This is a genomic window from Micromonospora jinlongensis (genome assembly GCF_013410645.1).
GTDB classification, from domain to species: domain Bacteria; phylum Actinomycetota; class Actinomycetes; order Mycobacteriales; family Micromonosporaceae; genus Micromonospora; species Micromonospora zamorensis.
Window position 1 is genome coordinate 3,065,201 of record NZ_JACCHK010000001.1, and the last position, 13,089, is coordinate 3,078,289.

At 71.1% G+C, this 13,089-nt stretch carries 15 protein-coding genes, 1 tRNA gene and 1 pseudogene; 9 read left to right on the forward strand and 8 right to left on the reverse strand.

The features are described 5' to 3' along the window. Nucleotides 1-296: 296 nt before the first annotated feature. The gene (locus HNR22_RS13295) at nucleotides 297-1,052 is read right to left on the reverse strand and encodes a single-stranded DNA-binding protein (protein ID WP_179780634.1); all 756 of its coding nucleotides are present in this window, start codon (nucleotides 1,050-1,052) and stop codon (nucleotides 297-299) included. A 304-nt stretch (nucleotides 1,053-1,356) separates the two neighbouring features. On the opposite strand from HNR22_RS13295, the gene HNR22_RS13300 reads away from it, so the two are divergent. Further along, entirely contained in the window at nucleotides 1,357-1,797 is a 441-nt protein-coding gene (locus HNR22_RS13300) for an HPF/RaiA family ribosome-associated protein (protein WP_179780635.1), read from the forward strand. A gap of 165 nt (nucleotides 1,798-1,962) precedes the next feature. Further along, a pseudogene (locus tag HNR22_RS13305) lies at nucleotides 1,963-2,991 on the forward strand (alpha/beta hydrolase); the annotation flags it as partial. Nucleotides 2,992-3,231: 240 nt separating this feature from the next. Here the strand turns inward: HNR22_RS13305 and HNR22_RS13310 are convergent. Beyond that, nucleotides 3,232-3,936 carry a hypothetical protein gene (locus tag HNR22_RS13310; protein ID WP_179780636.1) on the reverse strand — a complete coding sequence of 235 codons (705 nt, stop codon included), beginning with the start codon at nucleotides 3,934-3,936 and terminating at the stop codon, nucleotides 3,232-3,234. Between the two features lie 158 nt (nucleotides 3,937-4,094). Between HNR22_RS13310 and HNR22_RS13315 the strand changes: the two genes are divergently transcribed. Further along, nucleotides 4,095-4,167, forward strand: a tRNA-Arg gene (locus HNR22_RS13315). Nucleotides 4,168-4,315: 148 nt separating this feature from the next. On the opposite strand, the gene HNR22_RS13320 is transcribed toward HNR22_RS13315, so the two are convergent. Further along, nucleotides 4,316-5,164, reverse strand: a complete 849-nt coding sequence (locus HNR22_RS13320) for a helix-turn-helix transcriptional regulator (RefSeq protein ID WP_179780637.1) — start codon at nucleotides 5,162-5,164, stop codon at nucleotides 4,316-4,318. 129 nt (nucleotides 5,165-5,293) lie between these two features. Here HNR22_RS13320 and HNR22_RS13325 point away from each other — a divergent pair, with 129 nt between their 5' ends. Further along, nucleotides 5,294-6,280: an aldo/keto reductase gene (locus tag HNR22_RS13325; protein WP_179780638.1), complete on the forward strand. Its 987-nt coding sequence runs from the start codon at nucleotides 5,294-5,296 to the stop codon at nucleotides 6,278-6,280. A gap of 142 nt (nucleotides 6,281-6,422) precedes the next feature. Continuing rightward, nucleotides 6,423-6,803 carry a VOC family protein gene (locus HNR22_RS13330; RefSeq protein WP_218906382.1) on the forward strand — a complete coding sequence of 127 codons (381 nt, stop codon included), beginning with the start codon at nucleotides 6,423-6,425 and terminating at the stop codon, nucleotides 6,801-6,803. A gap of 115 nt (nucleotides 6,804-6,918) precedes the next feature. Here the strand turns inward: HNR22_RS13330 and HNR22_RS13335 are convergent, their stop codons facing one another. After that, nucleotides 6,919-7,221 (reverse strand): MerR family transcriptional regulator, encoded by a 303-nt coding sequence (locus HNR22_RS13335; RefSeq protein ID WP_179780640.1) that lies wholly within the window; start codon nucleotides 7,219-7,221, stop codon nucleotides 6,919-6,921. 539 nt (nucleotides 7,222-7,760) lie between these two features. Between HNR22_RS13335 and HNR22_RS31660 the strand changes: the two genes are divergently transcribed. Next, nucleotides 7,761-7,886, forward strand: coding sequence for a hypothetical protein (locus tag HNR22_RS31660; protein WP_281374164.1), 126 nt, complete (start codon nucleotides 7,761-7,763; stop codon nucleotides 7,884-7,886). 19 nt (nucleotides 7,887-7,905) lie between these two features. Here the strand turns inward: HNR22_RS31660 and HNR22_RS13340 are convergent, their stop codons facing one another. Then, nucleotides 7,906-8,304 carry a nuclear transport factor 2 family protein gene (locus tag HNR22_RS13340; RefSeq protein ID WP_179780641.1) on the reverse strand — a complete coding sequence of 133 codons (399 nt, stop codon included), beginning with the start codon at nucleotides 8,302-8,304 and terminating at the stop codon, nucleotides 7,906-7,908. 95 nt (nucleotides 8,305-8,399) lie between these two features. Continuing rightward, nucleotides 8,400-8,873 carry an STAS domain-containing protein gene (locus tag HNR22_RS13345; RefSeq protein WP_179780642.1) on the reverse strand — a complete coding sequence of 158 codons (474 nt, stop codon included), beginning with the start codon at nucleotides 8,871-8,873 and terminating at the stop codon, nucleotides 8,400-8,402. A gap of 348 nt (nucleotides 8,874-9,221) precedes the next feature. Here HNR22_RS13345 and HNR22_RS13350 point away from each other — a divergent pair, with 348 nt between their 5' ends. Continuing rightward, nucleotides 9,222-9,545 (forward strand): plasmid stabilization protein, encoded by a 324-nt coding sequence (locus HNR22_RS13350; protein WP_179780643.1) that lies wholly within the window; start codon nucleotides 9,222-9,224, stop codon nucleotides 9,543-9,545. Between the two features lie 58 nt (nucleotides 9,546-9,603). Here HNR22_RS13350 and HNR22_RS13355 read toward each other — a convergent pair whose 3' ends face one another. Both HNR22_RS13355 and HNR22_RS13360 read right to left on the reverse strand, forming a co-directional pair. After that, nucleotides 9,604-10,011: a four-helix bundle copper-binding protein gene (locus tag HNR22_RS13355; RefSeq protein ID WP_179780644.1), complete on the reverse strand. Its 408-nt coding sequence runs from the start codon at nucleotides 10,009-10,011 to the stop codon at nucleotides 9,604-9,606. Between the two features lie 173 nt (nucleotides 10,012-10,184). Continuing rightward, nucleotides 10,185-11,195, reverse strand: coding sequence for a hypothetical protein (locus HNR22_RS13360; protein ID WP_179780645.1), 1,011 nt, complete (start codon nucleotides 11,193-11,195; stop codon nucleotides 10,185-10,187). Between the two features lie 183 nt (nucleotides 11,196-11,378). Here HNR22_RS13360 and HNR22_RS13365 point away from each other — a divergent pair, with 183 nt between their 5' ends. Together HNR22_RS13365 and HNR22_RS13370 are read left to right on the forward strand one after the other, a co-directional pair. After that, on the forward strand, nucleotides 11,379-11,774 hold the full coding sequence (locus HNR22_RS13365) for a VOC family protein (protein WP_179780646.1): 396 nt from the start codon (nucleotides 11,379-11,381) through the stop codon (nucleotides 11,772-11,774). A 119-nt stretch (nucleotides 11,775-11,893) separates the two neighbouring features. Then, nucleotides 11,894-13,072: a sensor histidine kinase gene (locus tag HNR22_RS13370; RefSeq protein ID WP_179780647.1), complete on the forward strand. Its 1,179-nt coding sequence runs from the start codon at nucleotides 11,894-11,896 to the stop codon at nucleotides 13,070-13,072. Nucleotides 13,073-13,089: the final 17 nt, after the last annotated feature.

The following is a 13,089-nucleotide window of genomic DNA, read 5'->3' on the forward strand; positions in this document are numbered from 1 at the left end:
CCACCTCCGGCCGGCCAGCCTAGACGAGCAACCCGTGAACCAGCCCGGCCCACGGTGCTGCACCAGTGAAGGACGCTTCGTGGCACACCAGGCTGGCCGGTCTTTCAGTTGTTGTCACGCGGGGTGACGACGCTGATCGCATCGCCACCCCGCCCCCGTCGTGCCGTTACGTCTCGTGCGGTGCTGCCGGAGCCCCGACCGACTGACCCAGCCGCCAAAGAGGCGGTGACGGGCGGCGTGGCGCCCGACGGCACGGGACCGTCAGGCGCCCGGGCCGCGAGGGCCGGACCGATGGGTCATGCCGGCTGCGGGACCCGGCCCCGGCCACGCCGCCCCCGACCGGACTGCGCGGGCTCCGGCTGACCCTCGTCCGGCACCGGCTCCAGCTCGTCGTCCAGGTCGGCATTGCCCTCGTCCTCCTCGGGTGGGAGGGCCAGCTCGTCGTCGAGGTCGGGCAGGACGTCGACCTGACCGATCCGCCCGCCGCTCGAGGCGAGATCCCCATCCACCGGGCCGTCGACGAACGGGCTGGTCCGCAGCGCGGCGTAGTCGGGCAGCTCGAAGTCGTCGTCCAACGGGCGGTCGTCGGGCAGCACGGGCGCCTGCCCGGCCGGGACCGGCTCGGTGGGCTCGCCATGCACCCGGCTCTCGGCCTCCGCGTCCTCCACCGTGCTGGTCGTGACGCTGGGCCGGTTGCGCAGGAACCGGGCACGCCCTCGGGAAAGGTCGTGGCCGACGGCGACCGCCTCCAACTCGTAGAGGGTGCGGTGGTTGCCGGCGTCGTCGGTCCAGTCGCGGGTGTAGAGCCGCCCGCAGACCACCACCGGATCGCCGACCATGACCGATGCCGCCACGCCCTCGGCGAGCTTGCGCCAGCAGTTGACGCGGACGCGCAGCGAGTTGCCGTCGACCCACCGGCCGCTGTCGCGGTCGAGCCGTCGGGCGGTCGAGGCGACCTTGAAGTTGGCCACCAGGGTGTTGCTCTGGGTGGTACGCCGCCACTCGGGCGTTGTCAGCACATTGCCGACGATTGTCACGTAAGTGTCGAACATCGTCCCTCCAGGGGGATCGGGGCCTGCCAGCGCGAGTCGACTCGACATCGAGCCTCTGCGCTGAGGGCGGCCATCACCAGCACCCCGCCCCGACCTGTGGACAACGAAGCCACCTGTGGACAAAGCCCTGATCACGCCCTGATGTGGTACGTCCGACCCGCCCGACTGGACGTCGGCGGTTTCCGGGGCCGCCCGAACTGGGTATGCATTTGATCAACGCAACACCGACAGCTCCACGTCGACGAGAGGTCAGCGCCATGATGATCACCGAAATCGGCTCCGCAAACGTCTCCGAGGCGCAGCGATGAGCGCCGTGGCGAACCCGGCCACCGTTGCGGAGTGCCTGCGGGTGGGTGCCGGGTTCTCGCAGGGCGACCGCAACTGGATCGCCGAGCAGTTCGCCACCCTCGACGCCCGGTTGGCCAGCTTCCACGCCGACGCCACCGAGCTCGAGGTGTCGGTGAAGGACCGGGAGGCCCGTGGCCAGAAGGTCACCCTGGAGTGCTGGATCGCCGGCCGACAGAAGATCGTCACCACCTCGGCCGAGGAGGACCTGCACGCCGCGCTCAACGACGTCCGCGACGACCTGCGCCGCCGGCTCAACGACGCCAAGACCCGCCAGGAGCCCCGGCACAACAAGCACCTGCGCGACGTCCCGCAGCCGCAGGGTGAGCTGGACCCCGCCGACGACCAGGAGCGGCTGCCCGTGGCCGACCCGAGCCGCGTTGACGCGGAAACGGTCTGACCCACGCTCCGCGCCCCGCGATCCTGCACCTTCGGGGCCGCGCACGCAGCTCGCACAGGCTGCGCCACGGCAACAGGAGCAGGATCGCGGGGGCAGGCCAGGATCGCGGGGGCCAGTCAGGACGCGGGCTACCGCTGGGTAGGTTCGCGGCGTAGCGTCGCGTTCGTGGAACCGGACGTGTTGGGGCCGCCGTACGAGCGGCAGACGATCGACCTGGGCACCGACGACGAAGGACCGGTCGTCGCGACCCTGGTCCGGCGGCGCGCCGAGCGCCCCACCGGGCGGGCCGTCCTCTACGTGCACGGCTTCGTCGACTACTTCTTCCAGACCCACCTGGCCGACTTCTTCGCCGAACGGGGCTGGGATTTCTACGCGCTCGACCTGCGCAAATACGGTCGCAGTCTGCTGCCGGGCCAGACCCCCAACTTCTGCCGTGACATCAGCGACTACTTCCCCGAGCTGGACGCCGCCGCCGAGATCATCCGCTCCGACGACGGGCACGACACCCTGCTGGCGATGGGCCACTCCACCGGCGGCCTGATCATCTCGCTCTGGGCGGACGCCCGCCGCGACACCGGCACCGTCGATGGCCTGGTGCTCAACAGCCCATTCTTCGACCTGAATGCCCCCTGGGCGGTGCGCAGACCCCTCGCGGCCGCCGTCTCCCGCCTGGGCCGCAGGGCGCCGCACCGCATCCTGCCGTTCGGGCTGGGCACGGTGTACGGCGAGAGCATCCACTCCGACCACCGCGGCGAGTGGACCTATGACCTGGCGTGGAAGCCGCTGGCCGGGTTCCCGGTCCGGGCCGGCTGGCTGAACGCGATCCGCACTGGGCAACGCCGGCTGCGCGCCGGCCTGGACATCCAGGTGCCGGTGCTGCTGGCCTGCTCGACCCGCTCCTTCCGGGGCACCAGGTGGCACGACAACGCGACCCTGGCCGACGCCGTGCTGGACGTCGAGCACATGGTCCGGTACGCGCCCCGCCTCGGCCGGCACGTCACCCTGGCCCGCTTCGACGGCGGGCTGCACGACCTCACGCTCTCCGGCCCGGCCGTTCGCAAGAAGGTCTTCGACGAGGTGGGTCGCTGGGCCGAGGCGTTCCTCGCCGCCGGCCCCACCGCCCCGGCCGATCCGGTCACCGCCGACGCCGGGCCGACCGACGTGGCGCCGGCCGCCCTGGCTACCGCCGACCCCGCATCGGCCGACCCTCCGTCAGTCGACGCGCCGCCGACCGTCGAAGCCTCCACCGGCACCGGCACCGGGCTCCCGGAGAGCCGACGGTCCACGGCTGACACGGCAGGTGCCGCGCCGTCGGGCGGCTGACCAGTCCGGAGGGCGACGCCAGGCGCGGGTGACGTTGCCGGGCGCGGCTCAGACGTTGCCGCGCGGGGCTCAGACGTTGCCGCGCGGGGCTCAGACGTTGCCGCGCGGGGCTCAGATGTCGCCGGGCGTCGCCGGGAGGACGGCGCGGATCCGGTCGAAGGTCGCCACCGGGTGCTCGCCGACGCCGGGCAGCACCAGGCCCAGGCAGTACGGCGACAGCTCACCGCTGGAGTCGGGCTGGACGACGAAGACCGGCGCGCCGACGTACCCCTGCGGCAGCGCCGTGGTGATCCGCACGGCGTCCGTGTCGCGGACCACCCGCTCGATCGCGACCTCCAGCGGACGCGACCCGTCTTCGCGTACCCCATGGGCCAGCACGAAAGCGGAACCGGCGTCGGCGCCGAGGCGGGCGACCACCTCCGGCCCGGCGGCGATCCCCGCCGGGACCGGCTGAACCCGCCACCGCCAGCCGCCGTCACCGGCCAACCGGTGCAGGCCCGCGGTCGGCAGCACCGCGACCCCGTCGCCCGGGTAACGGGCCCAACCCGGCACGATCTCGACCTCGGACACGGCTGCCGGGGCGACGCCAGCCGGCTCGGTGACGCTCGTCCGCAGCCCCAGCTCACCACCCGGCGTGCCGACCAGGTCGGCCGCCGTCAGCAGCGACTCCCCCACCGGGTCGTCGCCGCCCTGGAAGAAGAACGCGGTGCCGTGGTGCTGGTCGTCGTCCGACGACCGGTACGGCAGGATGGCACGACCGACGACCTGGCACAGCTCGTAGGCGACGTCGCTCTCGGCGTCGGAATCCAGCAACACCAGCCAAAGGTACGGTCCGGGGCCAGGTCGGTCCGCGGGAACCCGGATGCCCACCAGGCGGCCGACGTGAGACCCTGCTCGACAACGTGGACGCGGGCACCCATTTCACCGCCGGGCAGCAGGACGGCGGTACCCTCTGGGCGCGACATCCACGTCACGCGCCCGTAGCTCAGCGGATAGAGCAGGGGACTTCTAATCCCAAGGCCGCAGGTTCGAATCCTGCCGGGCGCACCTTCACCGCCGCAGGTCAGCGGCCTGGTGCTGATGTCCGCCCAGCGACAACCTGCCCCGGACATCGCCCACCTTGCTGCAGACCAGCGCGGACTATGTTCGCGACGTCATCCACGCGTTCCCATGCCAAGCGGGACCGCGGGCACTGTCAGTGAGGCACGCCGGCCGGGAACTCCTCGACCCCCAGCACGCGCAGCAGCTCAAGCTTCTCCCGCGCCTCGGCGTCGGCCGGGGTCAGCACCAGCAGCTGCTGGCCGAGGTCGGGGGTGACCAGGGTTTCGCAGTCCATCGTGATGCGGCCCACGCGCGGGTGCATGAAGGTCTTGCGGTCGGCCCGGCGCACCGCCACCTCGTGCTCGGCCCACAGTCGCCGGAAGTCGTCGCTCGCAGCCCGCAACCGTTCGATCAGGTCGGTCACGGCCGGGTCGCCGGCCCGCCGGCCGGCCACCGCGCGCAGGTCGGCGACCTGCTGGCGGGCGTGCCGTTGCCATTCCTCGGGGCCGTGGAGGTCGCGGATGACCGGGTCGGTGAAGTAGCGGTAGGCGACGTAGCGGTGGTCGCCGGTCAGCCCGGTGTGGTCGCCAGTGAGCAGGATCGACATGCGGTTCTGCGCCAGGACCTCGCCGAGGTCGGACAGGACCATGGCGGGGGTGTCGCCCACCAGGTCGAGCAGGCGGACCAGGCCGGCCCGGGCCAGGCGGGCGATGCCGTCGGCGGGCGGCGGCTGGTGGCCGGCCAGGTGGAACAGGTGACTTCGCTCGTCGTCGGTCAGGCGCAGGGCCCGGGCCAGGGCACCGAGCAGCTGGGTCGATGGCTGGCTGCTGCGGCCCTGCTCAAGGCGGACGACGTAGTCGACGGACATGCCGGCGAGCATGGCGACCTCCTCGCGGCGCAGGCCGGCGGTGCGGCGGCGGGGGCCGTCGGCGATGCCGACCTCGGCGGGGCGGATGGCCTCGCGCCGGCGTCGCAGGAAGTCGGCGAGCTGCTCACGCTGCATGCCTCCATGCTGCCTCGGGGACTGGGCACCGAGCCAGGGAGCGGCGCTCCCACGACAAGCGCTCCGCTGCCGGCGGGCCGAAAAGCGGCGCAGGGTGGAGCCGAGATCGACCGATGAGGGAGAGTTTCGATGCAGACACGCACTCTGGGCAACACGGGTCCCAAGGTTTCCGCGGTGGGGCTGGGGGCGATGAGCATGTCGGGCACGTACGGCCCGGCCGATCGCGAGGAGAGCATCGCCACCGTACGGGCCGCGCTGGACGCGGGGGTCACGCTGGTCGACACCGGTGACTTCTATGGCATGGGGCACAACGAGCTGCTGCTGTCGGAGGCGTTGCGGGGACGCGACCGGGACAGCTATCTGCTGAGTGTGAAGTTCGGGCAGCAGGTGGGGCCGGGCATGCGGTTCGCCGGTCAGGATTCCCGCCCGGCTTCGGTGCAGAACTTCCTGAGCTACTCGCTGACCCGGCTCGGCGTCGACTACGTGGACATCTACCGGCCGGCCCGGCTCGACCGGTCGGTGCCGATCGAGGACACGATCGGCGCGATCAAGGAGATGATCGACGCCGGTTACGTGCGGTATGTGGGGCTCTCCGAGGTTGACGCGGAGACCGTCCGGCGGGCGCACGCCGTCCATCCGATTGCTGATCTTCAGATTGAGTATTCGCTGCTGTCGCGGGCGGTCGAGGCTGACGTGCTGCCCACGCTGCGGGAGCTGGGCATCGGGCTGACCGCGTACGGGGTGCTGAGCCGTGGCCTGCTCTCGGGGAACTGGGTGCCGGGGCGGGCGGACGATCCGCGTAACCGCAGTCCCCGCTTCTCCGCCGAGAACGCGTCGCACAACCTTGCCCTGGTGGAGGCGTTGCGCCGGGTCGCCGACGCGAAGGGGTGCACGGTGGCGCAGTTGGCGATCGCGTGGGTGGCGGCACAGGACCCGTCCATCGTTCCGCTGGTCGGTGCGCGCACCCGGCAGCGGCTGGCCGAGGCGTTGCCGGCGCTGAACGTGAAGCTGTCGGCCGATGATCTCGAAGAGATCGAGGCGGCCGTGCCGAAGGGTGCCGCGCGCGGTGACCGTTACCCGGCGGCGTTCATGTCGAGCCTCGGCGTCGGTAACTAGTGCCTCGTCATGCGGCCTTAACCGGGTAGTCCGGGTGCCGGATCTCGACGGCTGCGTGCCGATGCTCGCTGACGTCGGCGGTGTGCACGTACTTATGGGGCGGCGGTGAGCTCGGCCGCGCTGATAGCGTCGGGATGTGTCGATGTTCCGCACTCCTCAGGTGATCCTCTTCTCTGAGGACGTTCTGCGCGCGGCCGAGTTCTACGCCGGTCTCGGCTTCACCGAGACCTTCCGGGTTCCAGTTGAGGGCGAGCCGATCCACATCGATCTCGTGCTCGACGGCTACAAGATCGGCGTCGCCTCGGTGGCCTCCACCCGCGATGATCACGGGCTCGACCCCGTGTCCCAGGGTCAGCGGGCCGCGGTGATCCTCTGGACCGACGACACCGCCGCCGCGTACGCCGCACTCACGGCGAGCGGCGCCCCCGCACTGGCCGCACCGCACCGGTGGCTCGACCGCCTGCTGATCGCCTGGACGGCCGACCCGGACGGCAACCCGGTCCAGATCGTCCAGCAGCTCTGAGCTGGGCGCCACCCGACCGGGACCCTCCGCAGACGACGAGCGGTCCCTGCCGTGGTGGGAGGGACCGTGTGGCGCTCGGCGTCACCTGTGCGGGAGGCCGCGGCGTGCGGTGTGTTCAGCCCTGCTGGTAGCGCTCGTTGCGTCGAAGGGCCTCTTCGAGTTGGTCCTCAAGAATGATGATCCGGCAGGCCGAGGCGATGTCGGTGCCCTGGTCGCACATCTCCCGGGCTCGCGCGGCAAGGCGGAGCTGATAACGGGAGTAGCGGCGGTGCCCCCCACTGGAGCGCTGCGGGTCGATCAGTTTGGCGTCTCCGAGCCGACGTAGGAAGTCCTGCGAGCAGCCGATGATTTCGGCGGCACGGCCCATGGTGTAGGCGGGGTAGTCCTCGTCGTCGAGCATGTCGTCGGATTGGGTCATCAAACCTCCATCACGAGGGCCCCGGTGCTCGGAAGCACCGGGGCCCAAGGGTTGTGGGTCAGGAACACCATCTGCCGACGGAACGTCGGCTTGTCTTGTCCACACCGGCCGCCAACGACGGCATCGGGTGCGAGGATCGCATAAGCGTGACCGGAGACCACCTTTCGTTCGATGGAAACTGCGGTGTCCGCGCCCAGCCCAGGACTGCGGCTGACAGCGGGCGATCCAACGGTGTTGTGCCCTCCCTTGCCTCTGATTTCTCTGTCGTTCCTCTTGCTGTCCGCCGGTGTCCGAGCCCCACGCGACTTCATGGCCCTGACACGTACGACGAACCCTGCTTGCCTCGGGTGAAGCCCTGAACGAGCCTCGGCCTCACCCGCAACTTCTGAGCAGACCCACGAATTTCCTGGCCCGGCTCCTTCGCCCTCGTGCGGGGCGGTCACGTCAGCGTCTTTACTTGCTCCGTCTTTGACCTCAGGAACGTTAGCTCATGCCGGGAAGAATATCTAGCTCTTCGCACAGAGATTTTCTCTGCCAACGTGAGCAGTCCCGTCGACCGTGCAGCTGCGAACGCCGTCGGCGGGGGCTACCGCGAGTCGGACGGCCTGGTGGCCCTCGGCGGGTACCAGCCGGCCCGTGACCTGGACCGCCCGGACACCTGGTGACACCACTGCGGCCGGAGTGTCACCCGAACAGGTTGGCGGGCGGCAGGAATCGCCCCTCCTTGGCATGGGAATAGTCGCGGGCCTCGGACACCAGGCCCCCGTCGTCGAAGCGCAACAGGGTGCAGCCGGAGATGGTGAACGGCCGGTCGTTCGGGTAAGTGACCGCCCAGTATTCGACGCTCGCCATGTCGCCGTCGACCTGCGGGTCGCCAAACCAGACCTCGGCCGGGCGGGTCTCCTCGTCGAAACACTCCCGCAGGTACGCGCGGAGCCCCACACGCCCCCGGTACGGCCGGAACATCGACGCCCAGTGATCGCCGTCCTCGGCTTGCAGCCCGGCGATGCCGTCGACGTCCTTGGCGGGCCAGCCGTGCGCCCACACTGTCGCCCACCGTCTGGCCGCGTCCCGTACCTCCATGCTCGACCCCCTCACGACAATGCTCATGCTCCTTCTACCAACAACCTCCGACATGGCGAGCTGGCAGTGCGTCCGAACCCACGGATCGGCGCGTCTCAGCCACGTTCGAGGTCGAGGAGGAGAGCCTCCACGCCGGTGATCCGCAACACCCGCAGGGTGACTCCGCTGGCGCCTCGGACCGAGAAGCGAGAACCGACTCTCTCCGCCCGGCCCCGCGCCAGCAGGAGGGCGTGCACGCCCGCGGCACTGAAGAAGCCGACGCCGGTCAGGTCGCAACAGACCTCGGGATGGCTGTCGACCGCGTTGAACAGTGCCGTCGCCAGGCGCGGCGCGGTGTCCATGTCGACATAACCCACCGGGGCGACGACCATCCGGTCGGCGGAGATGGCCGCGGACAGGTCGGTGGGCTCGGTGAAGCGAGCCACGTGGAACGACAGCTCGGAGGAACTCAGCTCAGGGGAGCCAACCGCCTGGCGGTTGGCGAGCGTCACTGGGGTGACCCGCCCACGGCTGACTGCCAGTGGAGAACGGTCGAAGTGGGTCTGGAAGAGCCAGGAACGCTCAGTCATAGGAGCGCACGCCTCCCGTAAAGATCTGTAACAGGAAGGGCGCTTGTCTTGACCCGTACCCAACGGTAATCGGAACAGCCACCGACCGCCAGTCGACTCGTACGCCCTTGCCGTGCTCAGCCGGCCCGGGGCGGGCCGGGACGGCCCGCGCTGTTCCGCCGCGTGGACAAGGTGCGGGGCGACGGTCGGGCACGCGGGTTCGGCGGCACTCGTTTGACCTCTGCGGCGACTGGGCATCGTGGCCCCGAAAGCGTGAGTGCGACGCCCCGGCCTGGGATGTCTCGATCGCACCTCGGTGTGTGCGAACCGGGTCTCGACCTCACCCGACAGCGGCTGCGGGAGGCACCGATGCCAGCAGGATCGAGCCCCAAGAGGGAGCGGCAGTACGAGCACATCAAGGAGAGCGCGCAGGAGCGGGGCGCCTCCGCCGGCCGGGCCAAGGAGATCGCGGCCCGTACGGTGAACAAGGAACGGGCCCGCTCGGGTGAGGCGCGCACGTCGAGCCGGTCGTCGCGGAACGACGTGTCGTCCGGGCACCGCGGCGGTAAGCGCTCCCACATCGGCGCCAAGGGTCGCACCAAGGAGCAGCTCTACAACGAGGCGAAGCAGCGCGGCATCAAGGGGCGCTCGTCGATGTCGAAGGCGGAGTTGGAGCGCGCCCTGTCGAAGTAGCGAGGCTTCCGCGTGAGCGGTGCCGACGCACCTCGACGCCCGGCACCGCGCGCGGCGGTCAGCTCATCGTGGCCAGCAGGTCCCGACAGGCCCGCTCGCAAGCCCGGCAGGCGTCCGCGCAGATCCGGCAGTGCTCGTGCATGTCGGCGTGCCGGGCACACTCGTCACCGCACGACCTGCACGCCGTGGCGCACGCCTCCAGCAGGCTCCGGCTGAGGTTCGCGTCGTAGCCGGTGTGCCGGGACAGCACCCGGGCCGTGATGGTGCAGATGTCCGCGCAGTCCAGGTCTGTCCGGATGCACTTGGTCAGGTCGGCAACCATGTCCTCGCTGAGGCAGGCGTCCGCGCACGCCGTGCACGCCTGGGCGCAGTCGGTCAGGGCGTCGATCGCCGCCGCAAGCTTCGCCCGGTCCAGGTTGATCGACTTCGGGTACGTCTCCAGCATCGGCATCGTGGTGCTCGGCATCGAGGAATCCTCTCGTCGGGTTCCCTCGGCCCTACCCGAAGTCTCGCCCCGCACACGTCCGGGCACGGCCGGATGGTCGTCAGGCCCGGGACGGCCCGGCGGTCCGGTCGACCAGAGCCTGGGCCACGTCAGGAAGCTTGCGGTTGGAGGGTGTGCCGATCCACTGGACGGGCTCAGACGGGCCCCAGCAGGGTGGCCAGCGCTTCGTCGCCCTGACCGAGCTGCGCTCCACCCGTCGGTGGCGCGACCAGGAAGCGGCGGCAGCCGTCGAGTTCCACGTACCGGTCGGGTCCGGCGGCACCGTCCAGCGGGCGCAGCACCGCGAAGCGCGACGCCGGGGTCTGACAGTCGGTCACCGCCCGGCGGTTGGCCAGACCACGGAGCACGCCCGCCTGACGCTCGGCCGGCAGCGGCCCGCCGTACACGAAATCGCCCGCCGGCTTGCCGCCACCCTGTTGCGACGCGGGCACCTGGTAGACGCAGAGGCGCAGCGGCCCGGCGGCCGGAGACGTGGCCGGCGCGGGCGGCCCGGGGCGTCCGTTGCTGGTCTCCACCCACACCATGTCCGCCCACCGTTGCGCGCATCCGGCGGCCTCGGCCGCCGGGGATTCGATCTGCCCCACGGTACGGGTGTCCACAGTGGTCCAGGACAGCCGGGCGAGCGCGTCGCTCACCTCGGCGCGCGGCCTGCCGCAGACGTTCGTCGGAAGGTACGGTCGCAGCCAGCGCCCCCGGTCGTCGAGCAGGGCCACCCAGGGTGGGATGACCATGTCGAGGGTGCAGGCGATCTCCCCGTCCGCCTGCTCGTTGGGCAGGCGCAGCGCGGCGAGCAGCGGTGCGATCTGCTCGGCGCGTCGCTCCGTGGCGGTCTGCTCCCGGCCTCCGTTGACGCCCGGCCGGATCTCCCGTCCGCAGAGCACGGCGGCGACCGGGGTGAACGCGGGGTCGATGCGCCCGATCTTCGGCTCGGGCGCGGTCGGCGTCGGCGTCGCCGTGTCCGGCACCGACAACACCGCACCGGCCTGTGGTGCCGCCGTGGCGCAGGAGGTCCACGAGTCGACGACCTGCGCCGGGCCGGGCTCCTCGGCCATGCCCGGCCCGGTGGTCGTGCCACCGCAGCCAGCCAGCGCCATACCGAGCAGTGCGAACGCCAGTACCGTCCGGGACGAGCGCATCCGGCTCACCACCTCTCCACCCGAGGATGGGACGAACCAGGGCCACACTCGGTTCCCGCCGGGCACCTGACACGGCCGACCTTGTCGTGATCGACTCGGCTTTCGTGATGTCGGGGTGTCGGGGCGTCCCGGACACCCCGATTTCCGCAAACGCGAGTGGATCATCCCTGCGCCCGGCGGCATGATGACCGGATGGCACATCTGGGACTGGTCGCGCTGGTGGTCAGGGAGTACGACGAGGCGATCGACTTCTACGTCGGCGACCTCGGTTTCGAGTTGGTGGAGGACACCGCCCGACCCGACGGTTCGCGATGGGTGGTGGTACGCCCGGCGGGCGCCCGGGAGACGGCGTTGTTGCTGGCCAGGGCGAGCACCGCCGAGCAGAGTGCCCGGGTCGGCGACCAGACGGGCGGCCGGGTCGGGTTGTTCCTGTACACCGAGGACTTCGCCCGGGACCACGCCCGGATGGTGGCCGCCGGGGTGCGTTTCCTGGAGGAGCCACGCCACGAGGCTTACGGTTCTGTCGCGGTCTTCGCCGATCTCTACGGCAACCGGTGGGACCTGCTCCAACCCCGCAGCACAGAGTGACGCATTAGCGACACTCTGCGCACAATGGAGTCAACGTTCGACAGCAGCCGTGCTATTGTCCGATGTCGATCTCTACCGCACGGACCCGGACCGGGTCGTTGTCGGAAGGACACTTCCCGATGCCGGCCGTTGCCACCCCGCCCGTGCCGCCGCCCGCGCTGGACAATCCGGCCGGCGGCGCATTCGGCCTCATCTTCACCACACTGCCGGCGCTGCTGCGGCTGACCTGCGGTTTGGTGGGCGCGTCGGTGGCCCTGTCGGTGCAGACCCCGCCAGTCGAGCCAGCCGTGTTGCTGCCCGGCGTGGCCGCGCTGACCGGCTGGTCGCTCTGGTACGCGCACCGCGCGTTGCGCCACGGGATCACACCGAGCCTGGTCGCCGGTGACATCGCGGTCACCGCGGTGGCCTGCCTCCTCATCCCCGTCATGGTGGCACCCGGGGTCCTTCCCGGCGAGGGCAGTTGGATCGCCGTGCTGGCCAGCACCACGGTGATCAACACCCAGGCCACCGCCCCGGCGCGCTGGTCCATCCCGGCCGGGCTGCTCGTCGTCGCCGCGTATGTGACGGGCGCGCAGGCGGCCGGCAATCCCATCGAGGCTCGGGCGCACGCGGCCACCCTGTTGGTGCAGACCGCCTGCACGGCGATGATGACGGCGGTGATGCGTCGACGGATCGGCCGTGCGGACCGCGCGTTCGTCGAGCATCAACGGTTGACCCGGGAGGCGTTTGTCGCACGAACCGCCCGCGAGGCGGAACGTCAGCAGAACCGCGACCTGCACGACACAGTGCTCGGCACCCTGACCATGGTCGGGCTGGGCGCGGTGTCCGGGCCCTCGACTGCCTTCCGCGACCGGTGTGCCGCCGACCTGCGTACTCTCGTCGCACTCACCGACGTCGGCCCGGTGGCCGGCGACGGCCCGGTGCCGCTGGACGGGCGGTTGCGGGTCGTGGCGGCCCGCCTGCCCGAGCTTCCGGCGCGCCTTGACCTGGAGTCCTGTGCGGTCCCGTCGGGGGTGGCCGACGCGATCGGCGAGAGCGCCTACGCGGCGTTGTCCAACGTGGTCCGCCACGCGCCGGGCGCGCGGGCCACGCTGCGGCTGAAACGGGACGCGATCGGCGTTGTGGTCGAGGTCGTCGACGACGGCCCCGGCTTCGACCCGGCCACCGTCCCACCCCACCGGTACGGGTTACGCGAGTCGATCGGCGGCCGGATGGCGGCGGTCGGCGGTCGGGCCGACGTGCACTCGGCACCCGGCGCGGGCACCCGGATCCGACTGGAGTGGCCTGGTGTCGGCTGACCTCGGCGCGCCAGCGC

Coding starts and splice junctions, on each gene's coding strand:
- HNR22_RS13320 (WP_179780637.1), bottom strand. CDS start 5,164: ATGCAGCGTGAGCAGCTCGCCGACTTCCTGCGACGCCGGCGCGAGGCC.
- HNR22_RS13330 (WP_218906382.1), top strand. CDS start 6,423: ATGTTCCGCACTCCTCAGGTGATCCTCTTCTCTGAGGACGTTCTGCGC.
- HNR22_RS13365 (WP_179780646.1), top strand. CDS start 11,379: ATGGCACATCTGGGACTGGTCGCGCTGGTGGTCAGGGAGTACGACGAG.
- HNR22_RS13350 (WP_179780643.1), top strand. CDS start 9,222: ATGCCAGCAGGATCGAGCCCCAAGAGGGAGCGGCAGTACGAGCACATC.
- HNR22_RS13325 (WP_179780638.1), top strand. CDS start 5,294: ATGCAGACACGCACTCTGGGCAACACGGGTCCCAAGGTTTCCGCGGTG.
- HNR22_RS13300 (WP_179780635.1), top strand. CDS start 1,357: ATGAGCGCCGTGGCGAACCCGGCCACCGTTGCGGAGTGCCTGCGGGTG.
- HNR22_RS13335 (WP_179780640.1), bottom strand. CDS start 7,221: ATGACCCAATCCGACGACATGCTCGACGACGAGGACTACCCCGCCTAC.
- HNR22_RS13295 (WP_179780634.1), bottom strand. CDS start 1,052: ATGTTCGACACTTACGTGACAATCGTCGGCAATGTGCTGACAACGCCC.
- HNR22_RS13355 (WP_179780644.1), bottom strand. CDS start 10,011: ATGCCGAGCACCACGATGCCGATGCTGGAGACGTACCCGAAGTCGATC.
- HNR22_RS13345 (WP_179780642.1), bottom strand. CDS start 8,873: ATGACTGAGCGTTCCTGGCTCTTCCAGACCCACTTCGACCGTTCTCCA.
- HNR22_RS13370 (WP_179780647.1), top strand. CDS start 11,894: ATGCCGGCCGTTGCCACCCCGCCCGTGCCGCCGCCCGCGCTGGACAAT.
- HNR22_RS13340 (WP_179780641.1), bottom strand. CDS start 8,304: ATGGAGGTACGGGACGCGGCCAGACGGTGGGCGACAGTGTGGGCGCAC.